The following is a 17,755-nucleotide window of genomic DNA, read 5'->3' as shown; positions in this document are numbered from 1 at the left end:
GCGATGTGCTGAAAGGGGGCGTCAAAAAGTAAAGCTGATCGAGAACAGCTTGGCAGCACGTCCCGCCAAAACAGGCTTGGGCTTGGTCATGTGCGCCGGACAGGGTAAGGCGGCGTGCGGTGCATGGCTATAGCAAAAACCATTTCAATTTCAGGTTATGGCGGCGTGAGATGAAGTTATGCAAGGCGCTTTGCTGGCATGTTCTATCGCGTCTGCCTGGAAATTACATTTTTTGACTGAGGCATACAATGAGGTCGGCGCAGTCTGGCCTACAGTGTGTTTAAGTCGAGATAAAAAATGGATCGCAAGCTAAGCAATTTGTACATGGAGGTCATGTACATCAGTGCCCGTGCTTATCGCCCAGGGCGCCTCGTCTAACTTATCGCTCGCACCTGCAGAGCGACCTGCCAGTTGTATGGCGACTCCTTTAACGAGTCGGCTAATTGGTCACAAATATAATAAAGAGGGTCGTATGAGTGAAGGCAACGAAATCCTTTCGGTGAAGAACATCTTCAAGGTGTTTGGGCCCCGTCCTGAATTGGCCATGGACATGCTGCGAAAGGGCGCGCACAAAGATGAGATTTTCAAAAGCACGGGGCACGTGGTTGGCGTATTTGACGCCAGTTTCTCCGTCAAGCGAGGTGAGATTTTCGTCATCATGGGCCTGTCCGGCTCAGGCAAGTCGACCATGGTACGGCTGTTCAACCGCCTGATCGAGCCCACTTCCGGCAGCATCCATCTCAACGGAAAGGAAATCACCGGGCTTTCCGACAAGGCCCTGCTCGATGTGCGCCGCAAGGAAATGGGGATGGTGTTTCAATCCTTTGCCTTGATGCCGCACATGAGTGTGCTGGAAAACACCGCCTTCGGTCTGGAGATCGCCGGCGTGCCCGAAACCGAGCGTCACAATCGCGCACGCGAAGCGCTGAGCCAGGTCGGCCTGGCCGGCCACGAGCATAGCTATCCGCATCAGCTATCGGGCGGCATGCAGCAGCGTGTAGGCCTGGCCCGGGCGCTGGCCAACGACCCGGCGATTCTGTTGATGGATGAAGCATTTTCGGCCCTCGACCCGCTGATTCGCAGCGAGATGCAGGGCGAACTGATTCGCCTGCAAGCCGAGCAGCAGCGCACCATCATCTTCATTTCCCACGACATCGAGGAAGCCATCCGCATCGGTCACCGCATCGCGATCATGGAGGGTGGGCGCGTGGTGCAGATTGGCACCCCGCAGGAACTGATCAACCAGCCGGCAAACGACTATGTTCGCACGTTCTTCAAGAGCTTCGACAGCTCGCGGGTGCTCAAGGCTGGTGATTTGGCCAAGCTGGATCCGGCGGTGGTGTGCAAGGTCAATGGCAAGGCGCCAAGTTTCAAGGCCGGCGTGCCGTTTGGTTACTTGATCGACGACCAAGGGCATTTGCTGGGTGTGGTCGACACCGATGCTAGCGGTGCGTCAGCGGGTGATCGCTACAGCCTTCACGAGCAGCGTCCTGTCTTCATCGACACACCATTGCATGAAGTGCTGGGCATTGCGGCTGACCTGCCGTATCCGGTTCCGGTGTTCGACCGCCAGGGCGCCTTCCGGGGGACGGTATCGAAGAACGAGCTGTTGCAGACCTTGAGCCGCCACTAATCACAACAAGAGGTAAGCCCTCATGTCCGAATTCAGCCTTCTCGACCCGTTCCAGGCCGCTACCATCCCGTTGGGCGACTGGGTCACCGCAGCCTTGAACTTCCTTGTGCACAACTTCCGCGAGGTTTTCCGCGCCATACGCTGGCCGATTGACCAGGTGCTGAACGGCATCGAATTTACCCTGCAAAGCATTCCACCCACCATCGGCATCATCCTGTCGTCGTTGCTCGGCTGGCAGCTGGCTGGCAAACGCATGGCTGTCCTGTGCTTCGTCACCCTGACCTTGCTTGGGCTGATCGGAGTCTGGAGCGAATCGATGACCACCCTGGCATTGGTGCTGACGTCGGTGTTCTTCTGCGCGGTCATTGGTATTCCGCTAGGCATCCTCAGCGCTCGCAGCAACCGCCTGGAGAGCGTCATTCGACCGTTGCTCGACGCCATGCAGACCCTACCGGCGTTCGTTTACCTGGTACCTGTGGTGATGCTCTTCGGCATCGGCAACGTGCCTGGAGTGCTGGTGACCATCGTATTTGCTCTACCGCCGCTGGTACGTCTGACCAACCTGGGGATCCGCCAGGTGCCGGAAGACAAAATCGAAGCCGCCCGTGCCTTCGGCTGTACCCCATGGCAGATGCTGACCCGCGTTCAGCTCCCGCTGGCCACCTCGACCATCATGGCGGGCCTCAACCAGACGCTGATGCTGTCGTTGTCGATGGTAGTGATCGCCTCGATGATTTCGGTGGGGGGGCTGGGTCAAATGGTGCTGCGCGGTATTGGCCGACTGGACATGGGTGTGGCTACCGTTGGTGGAGTAGGGCTTGTGTTGTTGGCGATTTTCCTCGACCGCCTCACCCAGGCCATGGGCGCCCGCAGCAGTGCGGACCCGAGCCTGCGCTGGTATCAGACTGGGCCGCTGGGGCTTTTGCTGAAAGTGTTCGGCTTGCGCCACTCCTCGCGTCGCCGCGCTGCCGTGTAACGCTGATTGATTTGTAGTGTTGAACCGCAACAACAACCATAAAAAGGTAAACGACATGACTCATTTCGCACCTCGCAGGATGTTCGGCTACGCAGCAGCGTGCGTGCTTTCTCTTACTTCACTTTGCGCGAGTGCTTCGTATGAAAAGCCCGGCGAGGGGGTCAAGGTTCGCCCTTCCTATCCCATCGCGATGGAAGAGCGAGTGTTGGGTGAGATTGCAATCGCCGGGTTGAAGGAACTGGGATACGACGTCAAGACGCCCAGTGAAACGGAAATCCCGACGATGTTGCTGGCCGTCAGCTACGGAGACGCTGATTACACCGTGAACCTGTGGGAGAAGCTGCATGCCAGCTTCTACAAACGGGCTGGCGGCGACGACACCATGGTCCGTGTCGGTGACATGGTGCCCGGGCTCGTTCAGGGCTACATGATCGACAAAAAAACCGCAGAAGCTCACAACATCCGTTACATAACGGACATGAAGAAACCTGAGATTGCCAAGCTTTTCGATACCGACAATGACGGCAAGGCCGATCTCACCGGTTGCAACCCTGGATGGGGATGCGAGTTGGTGATCGAACATCACCTCAAAGCTTACGATCTCAACAAGTCGATCACACATGTGCGCGGTTCCTACACTGCGCTCATCGCCGACACCATTGCCCGTTTCAACGAAGGCCAGCCGGTCTTCTACTACGCCTGGCTACCGCAATGGGTAGGCGGCATTCTCGTAGAGGGCCGTGACGTAGTGTGGCTGGAGGTACCCAAAACTGATTTGCCAGACGGCGACAACCAGGCCGACACCACCTACCAAGGCAAAAATCTTGGCTTTGCCAAAGACAAAGTGGAGGCCGCGATCAACAAAGAGTTTGCTGAGGAGAACCCGGCACTTGTCAAGTTTCTGTCCCAGTTGCGGGTGAGTTCGGAAGATATCTCGGCAGAGAATTTCAAGCTTCACGAAGGTGAAGACAAGATTCCCGACATCCAGCGCCATGCGAAGGAATGGATCGCTGCGCATCGACAAGAGTTCGATGGCTGGCTTGAGAATGCTCGCAAGGCTGCGACCGTAACCGATCGCTGATTACGCAATCATTCAATCCCACTTATTCGCCCAGCGCTGCGCTCTGAAGAGCGCGGCGCAACACGGCTAAGGCTGGATACTCATGATGAATTCGCCGTTCTCAATCCCCTCGGCAGCCAGAAAGATCGATCCTGCAAGACAGCGCGCAGCAGCGTTGAAACGCGATGGGTCTGAAGATAACAACGATCGCGTCGAAATCGGCCCCACCCCGCTGGCTTTCTCAGAATGGGAAACCCTCGGGCTTGTACCGCCGAACCTGCCCGCCATGCGTGAATATCGCTTGCGTCGATTGCAGGCACAGTTGGTGGCCCGCGACCTTGCGGGTGTCCTTCTGTTCGACCCGCTCAATATCCGCTATGCCACCGACACCACGAACATGCAGTTATGGACGACGCACAACCCAGCGCGTGCCTGCTTTGTCGCAGCCAGTGGCCACGTTGTTCTATGGGATTTTCACGGGTGTGCGCATCTCTCTGCCCACCTGCCACTGGTGAGCGAGCTGCGTAGTGGTGCGTCATTTTTCTATTTTGAAACCGGGGAGCATACCGAACATCACGCTCGCCGTTTCGCTGCCCAGATTGACGAGCTGCTGCGCCAGCATGCGGGCGGGAATCGTCGGCTTGCGGTGGATCGTATCGAGGTCGCCGGTCTGCGCGCTCTGGATGCACTTGGCGTCGAGGTTCAGAGCGGGCAAGAGGTGACCGAATTCGCTCGTGTCATCAAGGGCCCCGACGAGATTCTGGCCATGCGCTGTGCAGTGGCTTCTTGCGAAGCTTCTATTGCTGAAATGCGTCAGGTCATGCGCGCAGGTGTCACCGAGAATGATGTCTGGGCCGCGCTGCACGCGGGGAATATCCGGCGAGGAGGGGAGTGGATCGAAACGCGCATCCTCAGTTCAGGGCCACGTACCAACCCTTGGTATCAAGAGTCCGGTCCCCGGGTTCTGAGTGAGGGTGATCTGCTCTCATTCGATACCGATCTGATTGGTGTCTACGGTTACTGCGTGGACATGTCCCGCAGTTGGATCTGCGGAGACAGTGAGCCCACGGCAGAACAAAAGCGCCTTTACCGCATTGCCCATGAGCACATCACCTCGAACACGCAGATGGTCCGGCCAGGCATGAGCTTCGCGGAGCTTACCGCCAAGGGGCATCGTTTGCCTGAATCATGCCGCCAGCAGCGCTACGGCGTGATGTTTCATGGGGTTGGGCTTTGCGACGAATACCCGTGCATACGCTACCCGGAGGACTTTGAGTCGCATGGTTACGCCGGCGTGCTCGAGCCGGGGATGGCACTCTGCGTCGAGGCCTACATCGGTGAGGTGGGCGGGCGTGATGGCATCAAGCTCGAGAATCAGCTGCTGGTCACCGAGACTGGCTGTGAGGTGCTGACTCGATACCCCTTCGAAGACAGCTTCCTCAGAGACTGAGTTCGTTGGGCTGGTAGTTTTACAAAGGAGAAGCAGTAATGAGTGCAAACAATAGAGGCGTCGTGTACCTGGGCGCAGGCAAAGTTGAAGTCCAGCACATCGACTATCCGAAAATGCAGGACCCGCGCGGCAAGAAGATCGAACACGGCGTCATTCTGAAAGTGGTGTCGACCAACATCTGCGGCTCGGACCAGCACATGGTCCGCGGCCGCACCACTGCCCAGATCGGCCTGGTGCTGGGGCACGAGATTACCGGTGAGATCGTCGAAAAGGGCAGCGATGTCGAGCGCATGCAGATCGGCGACCTGGTGTCGGTGCCGTTCAACGTAGCCTGCGGCCGTTGCCGCTCCTGCAAGGAAATGCACACCGGTGTCTGCCTCACCGTTAACCCGGATCGCCCGGGTGGTGCTTATGGGTACGTCGACATGGGCGACTGGACGGGCGGCCAGGCTGAGTATGTGCTGGTGCCGTACGCCGACTTCAACCTGCTCAAATTGCCAGAGCGCGACAAGGCCATGGAAAAGATCCGTGACCTGACCTGTCTGTCCGACATTCTGCCGACCGGTTACCACGGCGCCGTCACAGCGGGCGTCGGCCCAGGCAGCACTGTCTACGTTGCCGGTGCCGGCCCGGTCGGCCTGGCTGCAGCTGCTTCGGCGCGCCTGCTGGGCGCTGCCTGTGTGATCGTTGGCGACCTGAATCCGCTGCGCCTGGCGCATGCCAAGGCACAAGGATTCGAAGTGGTCGACCTGACCAAGGACACCCCATTGCACGAACAGATCGCCGACATTCTGGGCGAACCAGAAGTAGACTGCGCGATCGACGCGGTAGGTTTCGAAGCGCGCGGCCATGGTCACGAAGGCGCTAAACAGGAAGCGCCAGCTACCGTGCTCAACTCGCTCATGCAGGTGACCCGTGTAGCAGGCAAGATTGGTATTCCGGGCCTCTACGTGACAGAGGACCCGGGCGCGCACGATGCGGCTGCAAAGTTGGGTGCCTTGAGCATCCGCTTCGGCCTGGGCTGGGCAAAATCGCACAGCTTCCACACCGGCCAGACGCCTACGATGAAGTACAACCGCCAGCTGATGCAGGCGATCATGTGGGACCGCATCAACATTGCCGAAGTAGTCGGTGTACAGGTGATCAGCCTGGATCAAGCACCTGAAGGCTACGGTGAGTTCGATGCGGGCGTGCCCAAGAAATTTGTAATCGACCCCCACAAGATGTTCAGCGCGGCTTGATCAGGCAGGCGAGCTAACCGCTGCATCGAAGCGCGGTGGCAGAGCGAGGCCACAGCGTTCGTTGTACAGGTTGGTGCATTGCAGCGAATGAACGCCGTGGCCACTGGGCCGCGGCGTTTACATTTGTGCAGCCGTTTAGTACCGACAATGAGATTTTGAACGATGCGAATTTATGATGCTGAAACCATCGCCTCCTTTTTGGACTGGGGGAGGGTGATACAAGCACTTCACGATGCACATCTGGGCCCGCGTCCACAGGGAGAAAGTTTTTTCATCGGAAATAGCGGCTACGGACTGTTGAGTCGAGGTGTGGTTCTTCCCGGTTACGGTGCAGGGTTGAAGGTGTGCTCCATCACCCCTTCCAATAGCCAGCTGCAGCCGCCATTGCCGGTGGAACAAGCCCGTTTTCTGGTCATAGATGAGCAGAGTAAAGCAATCGTTGCGTTAATGGATGGCCCTGAAATCACCCGGTGGAAGACCGCCGGCGATTCCGCCCTTGCGGCTTCTTTCCTGAGCAGAGTGGATAGCCGCACGCTGCTTGTGGTCGGGGCTGGCCCTATCGCCCGGGCACTGTGCGAGGCCTACTTGCATGTGCGGCCCTCGATCAGACAGGTTCTGCTTTGGAATCGATCCCCCGAAAAGTGGCGGGCGGCGGTTCCCACATTTGGCGATGACGTGTTGGTGGAGGTAGTGACTGACCTGCCGGCAGCGATCGCAAAGGCGGACATCATTACTTGTGCCACAAGCGCCTCGGAGCCGGTAATTCCTGGCGCCTTGGTTCGTCCCGGCACGCATGTGGACCTGGTTGGAGGCTTTCGCGAGGAGATGCGGGAAGCCGATGATGACCTGTTCATCAATGCTCGTGTGTACGTAGACGATTTTACGACCGCGCAGGTTAGCGGCGATATTTGCGGGCCGAGGAAAACGGGCATTTTGCGAAGAATAGAGGGTGATCTGTACGATCTTTGCCGCCCGGAACCTTTGCTCCGAGCGGCAGAAGAGATCACGGTCTACAAGAACGCCGGCGGTGCGCATCTGGACCTTGTTGTCGCACAGACGGTGCGTAGCTTGCACCGTTGAGCCCTCACGCCCTGATGCGGGAGCTGCAGCGGCCTTCAAGACCGCCCCAGGCCCCTGCGTTCGGGCTCACTGCGAATCACCATGGACACGCCTACCGCCGACACACACAATCCGAGGATGATTGACCAGGAAAAGGGCTCTCCAAAGCTGATCCATGCCCAGATGATCGTCACCGCAGGACTGAAATACAGTACGCTGGCGACCCGGGTCGGCGATGATCGCTGGAGGCATATCCAGTAAAGCCCATAACCGCCAAGGGTCGACAACAGTGCGGTCCATATCACACTTGCCGCAAAACCCGTTGAGGCCACGGGCGCAACGCCTGTATCAAAGCTACATGCCACCCCGAAGCACAGCGTGGCCACGAAGCACTGTATCCACAAGGTCGCAAGCATGCTCACCCGCTTTGCTTTCGGGGCGGTTTTTTGCCAGACGCTGGCCACGGCTAACGAAAGCATCCCCAGGAGCGGGAGCCCATAGGCCCATAGCGGCGCGTTTCCGATCCCAAGCACTTCTTGCGTGACAATGATCACGCCCACCAGACCAATGCCCAAGCCGGCCCAGGCTCTGGCCGAGAGTTGCTGTTGCCCTAAACCGATAGCTATGACCGCCGTCCCGATGGGTAACAGATCTGCTATCAGGGCGGCTAGCCCAGCAGGCACACCCAGTGCGATCCCTTGAATCACGCCGCCCAGATAGCCGGTCATGGCCAGAAAACCGATCGAGGCCTGTTTTCCCAGGAGGGGCAGGGGTGTGCGCCGTAATTCGCGCCAGACCCAAGGCGTCAGCACGGCTGCCACTACCAGGCAGCGCCAGAACACGACCAGAAACGCCGGCGCGTGATCGATGGAATACCTCGCTCCGATGAATCCCGAGCTCCAGGTGACGACCATGGCTGCTTCTAACAGGGGAAGCGGGAGAAGCATGGGTGAAGCGACACGGGCCAGCATGCGGGAATCTCCAGAATGAAAACTTGACCCTACGCAGTGCTGGTCATTTAATAAAACGAATTCTTGTGATGCAGTAGTTTAAAGGTGATCAACCATGAGCTCGACACTGGATATCGCGCTACTCAGAACATTCCATACCGTTGCGCACCTCAGGCAATTCAAGTCCACTGCCCAACAGCTTCACAAAAGCCCGGCCGCGATAAGCGTGCAGATCCAGAGACTTGAGCAGGCGGTCGGAGGCCGGCTGCTTGACCGTGATAATCAAGGGGTGGCATTGACGCCGTTGGGACGTCGCTTGCTGGCCAATACTCGCGAATTGCTCTCTGTGCATGACCGGACTGTCAATGAGCTGAAGGTGGCGCCAGCGGCTGGAAGAATTCAGCTTGGGGTGCCCGACGAGTACGTCGTGCATGTCATGCAGGACATACTCCCGGCTTTTATCGCGGCCTGGCCTCAAGTGACGCTGGAGATCAGCACGGCGCCCAGCTTCACGCTTCTGCAAGCGGTAAACGAAGACCGCCTGGACGTAGCGATCATTGCTCACCCGTCAGGACGCCTTCCAGGTGGCCACCTGCTTCAGGCAACCAGTCCCGTTTGGGTGGGGGCCTTTGAAGGCCTGGAATTCTATGCGCAACCGATACCTGTCGCTTTGTATGCCTCCCCATGTCCTTATCGAGAGGCCATGATAGATGCGCTGGATGGCGCCAGCTTGTCCTGGCGGCCCGTCCTGGATACGCCGTCAGGTGCAGCAGTCAAGGCGTGTGTCGAGAGCGGGATTGGCGTCAGCGTAATCGACCGCGCTCGGCTCACGCCAGGCATGTTCATCATGCATGAGCTTCCGGCACTTCCCATCCATCATATTTGCCTGATCAACAACCCCAGAGCGCGTATGGCTGACCGGGCTGCGATCGAACTGCTTATCGCCTCGATCCGGCAAAAATTCAAACTGTGAAGCGGACCGCCCGGCAGTTCCAACGTGCGCCAAAGAACCTGTCGCGGTTTTCGCTTTCATCACAATTACAGATTCCGGTAGTCAGTATCAGGAATCCTGATAGAGCGAACGCATATGCTGTTTCTGTAATTTCACAGGCGTAGACTCGGAGCCACGCCGGATTACAACCGGCACAAAAGACAAGTACAAAAATGTCATCTGGAGTCACGCATGAACACTCAAGTTTCGGTCGAAGACCTGCCCCTTAGCCGCTTCCATGTAAGAACGGTATTAAGTGGGACAGGTGGACAGTTCAGTGACGGGTTCGTATTAGGGATTATCGGCATTGCCGTCAGCATGGCAGCTGGCCCCCTCCAATTGAATGCGCTTTGGATGGGCTTGCTAGGTGCAGCCTCCCTAGCAGGTCTCTTTATTGGTAGCCTGGTTGCAGGCCCCCTGGCAGATAAATTCGGACGCCGAAAAATCTTCGCCTGGGATATGTTGCTGTTCGCTGCCATCTCCGCCTCACAATTTTTCGTCACCTCTCCCGAACAATTGCTGGTTCTACGCCTGTTGCTTGGGCTGGTGCTCGGTTTCGATTACGTGGTCAGCAAGTCCTTGGTCACGGAGTTCGCTCCACGGCGCTACCGCGGACGACTGCTGAGCGTTCTTGCCGCAGCATGGGCGGCAGGTTACGTCGCCGCATATCTTATCGGTTTCGTCCTGCGTGATCTTGGGCCAGACGCCTGGCGCATCATGCTCGCTGTCAGCGGCATCCCTGCATTGCTGATCCTGCCACTGCGAATGGGCGTGCCTGAATCTCCCATCTGGCTGATGGCCCGTGGTCGCAAAGAAGAAGCCCTGGCGATAATCCGCGATAAATTCGGCCCCAACGTTTACCTGCCGGTCCCGAGCGCGACTCCCAAGAAAACCGAGGGTGCCTGGGCCGAGCTGTTCAGCAAGCGGTGGCGGAAAAACACCATTGTCGGCTGCGTCTTCTACACCTGCCAGGTCATTCCGTTCTTTGCGCTGGGGACCTTCGCGCCGCGTGTTCTCGAGGCCCTCAACGTCCAGGACAAGTTCGTCGGTGGGCTGGTCTACAACGTGTTGCTGATGATCGGTGCATTGCTTGGCCTGATGATCATCGACCGAATTTCCCGCCGCGCATTCCTGGTTGGTACCTTCTACCTGAGTGCAATAGGCCTTGCCGTCCTGGCCTTTGCCGGGTTCGGTCCGGTTGGCACCATTATCGCCTTCGGCTTCTTCGCCTGTGTACTGGCTGCAGCCGTCAACCTGGAATTCGTTTACCCGCCGGAACTGTTCCCCACTCACCTGCGCGCCTCGGGTATCGGCATGGCCGTAGCGGCAAGCCGATTCGGTTCTGCTTTTGCTACCTTCCTGTTGCCTATCGCCGTACAGGACCTCGGTATCCACGTCGCACTGGGTGTGTGTGTCGCTGTCTTGCTGATCGGTGGTGTGGTGTGCCATCTGTTTGCGCCGGAGACCAGTAAAGAGCAGTTGTCTGCCGTCACGACCGATACCCATGGGGCGTTGCCGCCTGAGGCCTGCGCAGTGCCTCCTGCCGGGCGCAAGATCGGCTGACACCAGCTTGACCGACTCACGATCCTGAACGAGTAGAGCCTATGCCGACCGACAAGCTTATCGACATGTACGCCGTGCAAGTTTTCATTGCGGTTGCAGAGACGGGAAGCATGTCGGGCGCGGCGGTGCGTCTCGGGATCTCCCAGTCTGGTGTTTCGCAAATGGTCAGGCAGTTGGAAGAGGAGCTGGGCGTCATCTTGATCAACCGCACGACGCGGCCAATGACGCTTACCCCCTTTGGCATGGCGCTGAAGAACAGAGGATCCTTGCTCAGCGAAGAGCTCTCTCACCTCAAGGCACAGGTGCTGGATGCCGGTCGCGGTGTGAAACCGGACCTTCGGATCGGTTTGGTGGATTCCTTCGCCGCCACCTGCGGCTCGGTTTTCACCAAGCAGCTTTTGGGCAAGGTGTCTCAACTGTCGATTCGAACCGGCTTGAGCCCTCAGCAGGGTGAATCGCTACTGCGCAGGGATCTGGATCTGATCGTGACCAGCGACCCGCTCATGGATGCGAACGTGGAGCGGTATCGAATCCTGTCGGAGCGATACTTCGTGATCACGCCTAAAGATAACCGGCCAGCGATGACCTCCATGGAAGAGCTCCGGGCGCTGGCCAATGTTCTACCCGTAGTACGTTTCAACAGAGCCTCTCAGGTGGGTCTTCAGATTGAGCGGCATTTGCGTGGCCTGGATATCCGCGTGCCCAATCGTCTGGAACTCGACAATGCCGATGCGCTGACCTCGATGGTCGCTGAAGGCATAGGTTGGGCGGTGACCAGCCCGATCTGTTTTTTGCAGGCCGCCCATTGGGTGAACGATGTTGCAGTTCATCTCACACCCGATCTGGGACTGCAGCGCTCGCTGTACCTCGTAGCCCGCCGCGATGAATACAGCTCTTTTTTTGCTGATGCATGTGAAATTGCTCATGACGTTGTGCTCAACACCTTTTTGCCCCGCCTAACCGCACTGGGGTGTGGTGTTGAAACACTGATAAATATTGCCGAGGTTAAATAGCCGTGAACACCTTTGATAGCGTGAAAGAACGTCTGGAACGTGACTATGTGGGTGAAGTCCAGATTCCTGGGGACAAATTGTATGGCGTCAATTCGCTGCGTGGCTACGAGAACTTGACCGTTTCGCCACTGACGGTTGCCCACTACCCGGAGTTCCGCAATGCGTTTGCCCAAGTCAAATGGGCAGCTGCCCTGGCCAACCTGGACTGTGGAGTATTGACCAACGCTCAATGTGATGCGATCGCCCAGGCGTGCCAGGATGTGATTGCGGGCAATTGTGACAGCTCTCTTATCGTTGACTTGCTGGAAGGGTCAGGCGGCACGTCCACCAACATGAACTTCAACGAAGTAATCGCCAACCGCGCCCAGCAGTTGCTTGGACACGAAGCGGGCTCGTACGAAGTCGTGCACCCCAACGATCATGTGAACTGCTCGCAGTCCACCAACGACGTGTACCCGGCGGCCTTGAAGATCGCCACCCACGCCATGCTGGGTGGGCTGATCGCAGAAGTCGGGCTGCTGGCTGCCGAGTTCGATCGCAAGGCGCTGCAGTTTGCTGACATCCTGCACCTGGGTCGCACCTGTCTGCAGGACGCCCAGCCGATGCGGCTGGGTCAACTGTTTTCCGGCTACGCTTCGCTGACCCACCGCCTGGCCGACGAACTGGCCGGGGTTCGGAGCAAACTGCATACGCTGCCCCTGGGCGGTACCGCGATCGGTACGGGCTTCGGCGCGCCGGCCGCTTATCGAGCTTCGGTGTATCAACATTTGGCCGCCATCACTGGTGTGGCCTACAAGGCGCCATCGAACTCCTTTGATGCCATGCAGAACATGGATGTCTTCTCGCGGGTATCGGGTGAGTTGCGTACTTGTTCCGCTTCCATCGCCAAGATCGCGGCTGATCTCACCGTGCTCTCCTCGGGACCGGTTGCCGGATTGGGTGAGGTTAAGTTGCCGGAAGCCCAGGCTGGCTCGTCGATCATGCCTGGCAAGGTCAACCCGGTCTTGCCGATGTCCATGATCCAACTGAGCTTTGCTGTGATTGGCAACGATACCGCCGTCGCTCAAGCAGTTCAGTACGGTGAGCTCGAGATCAACCACTTCGAGCCGGTCGTGTCTTCTCGGGTGTTTGACAGCATTACGCTGCTGACCAAGGGCATCCGGCAATTCCGGGAAAAGTGCATTGTTGGCTTGACTGCGGATGCGGAGCGAAATAAAGCGCACCTCACCCAGTCCATGGCTGTCGCCACTGCTTTGGTGCCCAAACTTGGGTATGCGAAGGTGAGTAAACTGGCCCGCCAATCGGTGAGCGAAGGGCGGTCGTTGCTCGCAATCATGGAAGAGACAGGTGTAATGAGCGAGGCGGAAGCAATCGCGGCCATTGAAAAAGCATCGCGACCAGTCTTCGACGTCTGACGGTACGACAACTTGCAAGATACGTGCTACGTGTCTTGCAGGTTTTAATGAGAGTAAATGTGGTGAATGCGGCTGAATTGCTGGCAGAAATGAAGTCCATGGGGTTGGCGTTTGCTGTCCAAAGACATGCTGCCGTCCTGACCATGGCTGAATCAGGCGAACTGGAGCTAATGCTTCAGGGGGAGCGCTGCAAGAATCTGCTGTTGCGCGATAAAACCGGGCAGCTTTTTCTGGTCATGACCCTTGCTGACAAGGCCATAGATCTCAAGACGCTTCGGGCGTCACTCGGCTCTGCTCGGCTTTCCATGGCGAGCCACGATCAGATGTTCGAGACGCTCGGCGTCAAGACCGGTGCGTTGAGCCCTCTGGCATTGGTCAACGACACCCAGCGCGCAGTCAAGCTGGTTATCGACAGTGAGCTCCAGCTAAGCCCTGGGCTTTTGCTGCATCCGCTCGATAACTCCATGAGTGTCCAGCTTTCTACCCACGCCCTGGGCAATTTTTTGTCTGAGCTGGGGTATGCCCCCGCTTGGACGCCGCTGTAGGCATAGCGCTGTGAATGCAAAAAGCGAAGCCATGGGTTGGCTTCGCTTTTTTGTGCCTACAGATATGAGCTGAGTGCTTCAGTCACAAGCGTCATGGCTAGCGCTCATGTCCAATCTCGCTGGCCAGCCCTGCCTTGCACGCCAAAAGTGCATCGGTGTACCGGTTCGGCTCTCGTTCAAAGCGGAACGTCGGGATCGGCATAGAGATGGCGAAGCAGCCAAGCACCGTATCCAGAGCGACCGCAGTGGTGGTGATGCCTTCCATCAATTCGCCATGATCACAGGAAAAGCCCAGCTGGCGGATGCCATCCAGCTGTTGAAATATCTGGTCATCGAGCGGGTCACTTGCCGCATCTGCACTGACCATCATGCTCCGGATCTTCTCGTCATCTTCAAGTGCCAATAGCGCACGTCCCGCTGATGTTCCATGCAGTGGCAAATCGAGCAGCCCCAGCCTGGGCATGACCTGCAGTTCACGATCAGCCACCACGCGATGTTCCACCAGCAGCCGAAGCCCGTCCGCACAAGACAGTACAGCAGTCTCCTGGACGCTGCCGCTGAGCTTTTGAAGCCACGGGTGGACAATCGTGATGCGGTCGGCATGCGCGTGGGTTACGAGCCTCAGCAGGCCAGCACCCAGGCGGATACCGCCTGCGCCCTCGCTTCGGATCATGCCTTCCTCTTCCAGCGCGCCCACAATCCGCTGCACCGTGGAGCGCGGGAAACCAACCTGCTGAGCGATTTCTCCAAGACTCAGCCCGTCGGGCCTTTTGCCTAGCAAATTTAATATCTTGGCTGCACGCGCAATCACTTGGATACCGCCGCCACGTTCGTCGCTGGTGCCTGCCTGATTCGATGGTTCCATGCTCACCTCCCAGTTTCCGGTCACTGTACCACATTGTGGTACGCATTTTTTCGCGATACAGTGACCACATTGTGATACAGATCATGAGGTGGGGTGTGCTCCGGGAGTTTTCATTTGCAGGGCTGTTGGTAAGCCCGATGGTGGTATGTGTGCTTATCGCGGCGTTGCTCACGGCCATGACGCTTCGGCTGATCCCAGGGCGGCTGGAAATGCTGTTCCAGGTCAGACCTGCCTGGTTAGGGCTCGCGATTTTCACAGGCTATACCGCCGCGGCTTTATCCATTCTGGATGGGGGTTTGAAATGAGCGGTGTGGTACGCGTTTCGATGACCTTGCTGATCGCCGCCGCTACGATTGTTGCTGGCTCCTGGGTATGGAACCACTATCGATATTCGCCGTGGACTCGGGATGGGCGCGTGCGTGCAGACATCGTGGTGGTCGCCCCTGACGTTGCCGGCTGGGTAACCCGGTTAAGTGTTCGGGATAACCAGGCGGTCAGGAAGGGCGACCTCTTGTTCGTGATTGATCCTGCCCGGTATCTGGCAGCCTTGAACGAAGCAAAAGCGAAGATGGAGCATGCGAAACATGCCTGGCAACTAGCCGCCGGCCAGGAGCGTAGGCGAGTTCCGCTCGCCAGAATCAACGCTATCAGCGCCGAGGATTTGGACAATGCCCGCTCCCAGGTACTGCTCGCCAAATCCGAATATGAAATGACCAAGGCGCAGTGGGACAAAGCTCGGATCAATCTCGCGCGCACCCGAGTCACCGCCCCGGCAGATGGCACCATCACCAATATCCGGCTGCAGGAGGGCAATTACGTGACGCAGGGTGGCCCGGCATTCTCCTTGATCAAAGATGGCTCGTTCTACGTGACCGCGTACTTTGAAGAGACCAAGTTGCCCAGCATCAGCGAAGGGGACATGGCTGATATCGCGCTGATGAGCGGTGGGCCGATCTTGTCAGGGCGGGTCACGAGCATCGCCAAGGGCGTCGCCAACACGAACACCCAATCCGACCCCATGTTGCTGCCGCAAGTGCAGCAGGCATTCAACTGGGTTCGGCTGGCGCAACGTATACCCGTGGATATCCGGCTCGAGACCGTGCCGCGTGAAATACGCTTGAGTGCGGGCATGAACGTCTCAGTGAGACTCGTACCTGCTCATGGCGCGGTCGCTGGCCGATGAGAACCGTGCTCATACATTACCTGCAGCCGAACTTGCGCAGCGTTCTCTTTGCGCTGAAAGGGGTGTCTGCGGTCGCATTGGCGCTCGCTGTCTCCATGGGCCTGGATCTGGACAAGCCGTTCTGGGCGATGGTCGCCTCGATGATGCTACAGGCGCGCCCCGAAACCGGCCTCGTGATCGAAAAGGCGTTGTGCTTGATCCTTGGCTCGACACTGGGCGCAGCTGTGGCCATATTTATCCTGGATAACTTCATGCCTTATCCGACGCTGGCCATTGGTGCGTTGGCTGTCTGCGTTGCCTTCACTTCAGCGCTGGCTTCAACCGAGCGTCATGTCAATTTCATCTTTGGGCTCGCACTTGTTTCGGTGACGGCCATCCTGATCGTCATGTTCGCGATAGCCGATCCCGCGACCACTAGCAGCGGGTCAATATTCCTGGTGGTCAGAGCGAGGCTGACCGAGGTGATCGTAGGCGCAAGTTGCGCAACGCTTTCGAGCCTGTTCCTGTTTCCTTGGCGGGTTGAGATGCTGGTCAAAGGTCATGCAAAACGGCTGCAGGCTTTGAGCATGGGTTACATCGAACTGCTGCTGCAGCCAGAGCCAGATCGTGCAGCGCTTCACCAGCAGCGTCTGGGCATGATCGCCCTGGTCACCACGATCAACGATGAATCGAACGCCGGTCGCTACGAGCGGGCCAACACCATTCGCGCTGCTCTGTATATGGCGAACGCTGCCCTGACAGTGATCGCCTGTGGCCAGACAGTTGAGGGATGGTTCAGGCAGAACAAAGCGAGCTGGGTAGGCTTGCTGGCTGCGCACAACACAGATCAAGGTGTACAGCATTCCCCGCTGCAGCTTCTGGCTGAGCTAAGCCAAAGATCCTCTAAGATCCAGGTGGATGACCTCGACGCCGCGTTTCAGGAGTTGGCTAGGGCCAGTGCGTTGATGTCTGCAGCAGATGAAACCTTGGAGAAGAATGAACATTTCCATGAGCCTGGTCCACGCCTGAAAAGGCACAGGGACTGGCGGACCGCCGGAACATCAGCGCTGCGCAATGCAGTGGTGTTTCTTGCCGTAGCTTACGTATGGATCCTGTCCGATGGCGCCCCAGCGTTGATCATGATGATGGTACTGCCCACTCTTTTCTCGCAAATGTTCGGCGCTGCACCGGCACCGGCGATGATGGTTCGTAAACTGATAGTAGGGGTAGCCCTCGCGGTACCGGTGGCAACCTTTTTGGTGCTGGGAACGGTTGCCCAAGGCCCTGATCATTTTGCAGCTTTAATCATGATTCTGGCTTGCCCCCTGTTTCTTGGCCTGATGGCGATGACGTCGCCTGCCTTAACGCCGTATGGACTGGGCTTTTGCCTGACGCTGGCGGTGTCGACCCAGCCTAGCAACTACATGACGTTTGCAGTTGATCAAGCTGTTACGACCGGCATCGGTGTCATAGCGGGTCTCGGCGTCCTCTTCATTGCGTTCGCCCTCACAGGACCCCCCAAAGGCGTTGCGTTACAGAGGCGGGTAATCCAGGCGTTGGCTGCCGACTTGACCTTCATGAAGGCGACAGGAAAGCCGGTAGCGTGGTTCAACCGGCGTGTGGTTGAACGACTCGCTTACCTACACGGTTATGCACCCGATACCGTCGAGGGGCGAGAGCTCACCGTGCACGGCTTGGCTCTGCTTGAGAAAGGGCATCGCTTGACAAGGAATCGTTCAGCTAGTGGCTGAAGCCAGCCGGGATAAGTCCCTGGCTGACAAGCCCGCCTTCTGTGGCCCTAACCCAGATGCGCAGGCATATTGGACGGGCTG

At 57.9% G+C, this 17,755-nt stretch carries 15 protein-coding genes; 13 read left to right on the top strand and 2 right to left on the bottom strand.

Annotated features, from left to right (window positions below; translation table 11 throughout):
* The first annotated feature begins 472 nt into the window (after positions 1-472).
* From AC07XM_RS23065 to AC07XM_RS23040, 6 genes are all read left to right on the top strand, one after another.
* Entirely contained in the window at positions 473-1,633 is a 1,161-nt protein-coding gene (locus AC07XM_RS23065) for a quaternary amine ABC transporter ATP-binding protein (RefSeq protein WP_102689145.1), read from the top strand.
* Positions 1,634-1,655: 22 nt separating this feature from the next.
* Positions 1,656-2,609: a glycine betaine/L-proline ABC transporter permease ProW gene (proW, locus tag AC07XM_RS23060; RefSeq protein WP_102689144.1), complete on the top strand. Its 954-nt coding sequence runs from the start codon at positions 1,656-1,658 to the stop codon at positions 2,607-2,609.
* Positions 2,610-2,664: 55 nt separating this feature from the next.
* A complete protein-coding gene (gene proX, locus AC07XM_RS23055) occupies positions 2,665-3,690 on the top strand; it encodes a glycine betaine/L-proline ABC transporter substrate-binding protein ProX (protein ID WP_102689203.1) in 1,026 nt (341 codons plus the stop codon).
* Positions 3,691-3,775: 85 nt separating this feature from the next.
* Positions 3,776-5,119 (top strand): dimethylsulfonioproprionate lyase DddP, encoded by a 1,344-nt coding sequence (gene dddP, locus AC07XM_RS23050; RefSeq protein ID WP_256596923.1) that lies wholly within the window; start codon positions 3,776-3,778, stop codon positions 5,117-5,119.
* A gap of 38 nt (positions 5,120-5,157) precedes the next feature.
* Positions 5,158-6,360 carry a formaldehyde dehydrogenase, glutathione-independent gene (gene fdhA / locus AC07XM_RS23045; protein ID WP_207268647.1) on the top strand — a complete coding sequence of 401 codons (1,203 nt, stop codon included), beginning with the start codon at positions 5,158-5,160 and terminating at the stop codon, positions 6,358-6,360.
* Positions 6,361-6,522: 162 nt separating this feature from the next.
* Positions 6,523-7,440 carry an ornithine cyclodeaminase family protein gene (locus AC07XM_RS23040; protein WP_102689141.1) on the top strand — a complete coding sequence of 306 codons (918 nt, stop codon included), beginning with the start codon at positions 6,523-6,525 and terminating at the stop codon, positions 7,438-7,440.
* A gap of 35 nt (positions 7,441-7,475) precedes the next feature.
* Here AC07XM_RS23040 and AC07XM_RS23035 read toward each other — a convergent pair whose 3' ends face one another.
* Positions 7,476-8,390 carry a DMT family transporter gene (locus AC07XM_RS23035; protein WP_102689140.1) on the bottom strand — a complete coding sequence of 305 codons (915 nt, stop codon included), beginning with the start codon at positions 8,388-8,390 and terminating at the stop codon, positions 7,476-7,478.
* 94 nt (positions 8,391-8,484) lie between these two features.
* On the opposite strand from AC07XM_RS23035, the gene AC07XM_RS23030 reads away from it, so the two are divergent.
* The 5 genes from AC07XM_RS23030 (at position 8,485) to AC07XM_RS23010 (ending at position 13,896) form a co-directional block, all read left to right on the top strand.
* Positions 8,485-9,342, top strand: a complete 858-nt coding sequence (locus AC07XM_RS23030) for a LysR family transcriptional regulator (RefSeq protein WP_102689139.1) — start codon at positions 8,485-8,487, stop codon at positions 9,340-9,342.
* Between the two features lie 210 nt (positions 9,343-9,552).
* The gene (locus tag AC07XM_RS23025; RefSeq protein WP_102689138.1) at positions 9,553-10,923 is read left to right on the top strand and encodes an MFS transporter; all 1,371 of its coding nucleotides are present in this window, start codon (positions 9,553-9,555) and stop codon (positions 10,921-10,923) included.
* A 41-nt stretch (positions 10,924-10,964) separates the two neighbouring features.
* Positions 10,965-11,936: a LysR family transcriptional regulator gene (locus tag AC07XM_RS23020; protein WP_102689137.1), complete on the top strand. Its 972-nt coding sequence runs from the start codon at positions 10,965-10,967 to the stop codon at positions 11,934-11,936.
* Between the two features lie 2 nt (positions 11,937-11,938).
* Positions 11,939-13,351 carry an aspartate ammonia-lyase gene (locus tag AC07XM_RS23015; protein WP_078459383.1) on the top strand — a complete coding sequence of 471 codons (1,413 nt, stop codon included), beginning with the start codon at positions 11,939-11,941 and terminating at the stop codon, positions 13,349-13,351.
* 62 nt (positions 13,352-13,413) lie between these two features.
* A complete protein-coding gene (locus tag AC07XM_RS23010) occupies positions 13,414-13,896 on the top strand; it encodes a prolyl-tRNA synthetase associated domain-containing protein (RefSeq protein ID WP_158248156.1) in 483 nt (160 codons plus the stop codon).
* A gap of 97 nt (positions 13,897-13,993) precedes the next feature.
* Here the strand turns inward: AC07XM_RS23010 and AC07XM_RS23005 are convergent, their stop codons facing one another.
* Positions 13,994-14,761 (bottom strand): IclR family transcriptional regulator, encoded by a 768-nt coding sequence (locus AC07XM_RS23005; protein ID WP_078459385.1) that lies wholly within the window; start codon positions 14,759-14,761, stop codon positions 13,994-13,996.
* A 301-nt stretch (positions 14,762-15,062) separates the two neighbouring features.
* On the opposite strand from AC07XM_RS23005, the gene AC07XM_RS23000 reads away from it, so the two are divergent.
* A complete protein-coding gene (locus tag AC07XM_RS23000) occupies positions 15,063-15,944 on the top strand; it encodes an efflux RND transporter periplasmic adaptor subunit (RefSeq protein WP_078459387.1) in 882 nt (293 codons plus the stop codon).
* A complete protein-coding gene (locus AC07XM_RS22995; RefSeq protein ID WP_102689136.1) occupies positions 15,941-17,674 on the top strand; it encodes an FUSC family protein in 1,734 nt (577 codons plus the stop codon). Before AC07XM_RS23000 ends, AC07XM_RS22995 begins: the two co-directional genes overlap by 4 nt.
* The last annotated feature ends 81 nt before the right edge of the window (positions 17,675-17,755 follow it).

The sequence above is a fragment of the Pseudomonas sp. GW460-LB5 genome (assembly GCF_059423245.1).
Note: the sequence above shows the minus strand (reverse complement) of the source record. Positions and strands in the feature narration are given on the sequence as shown.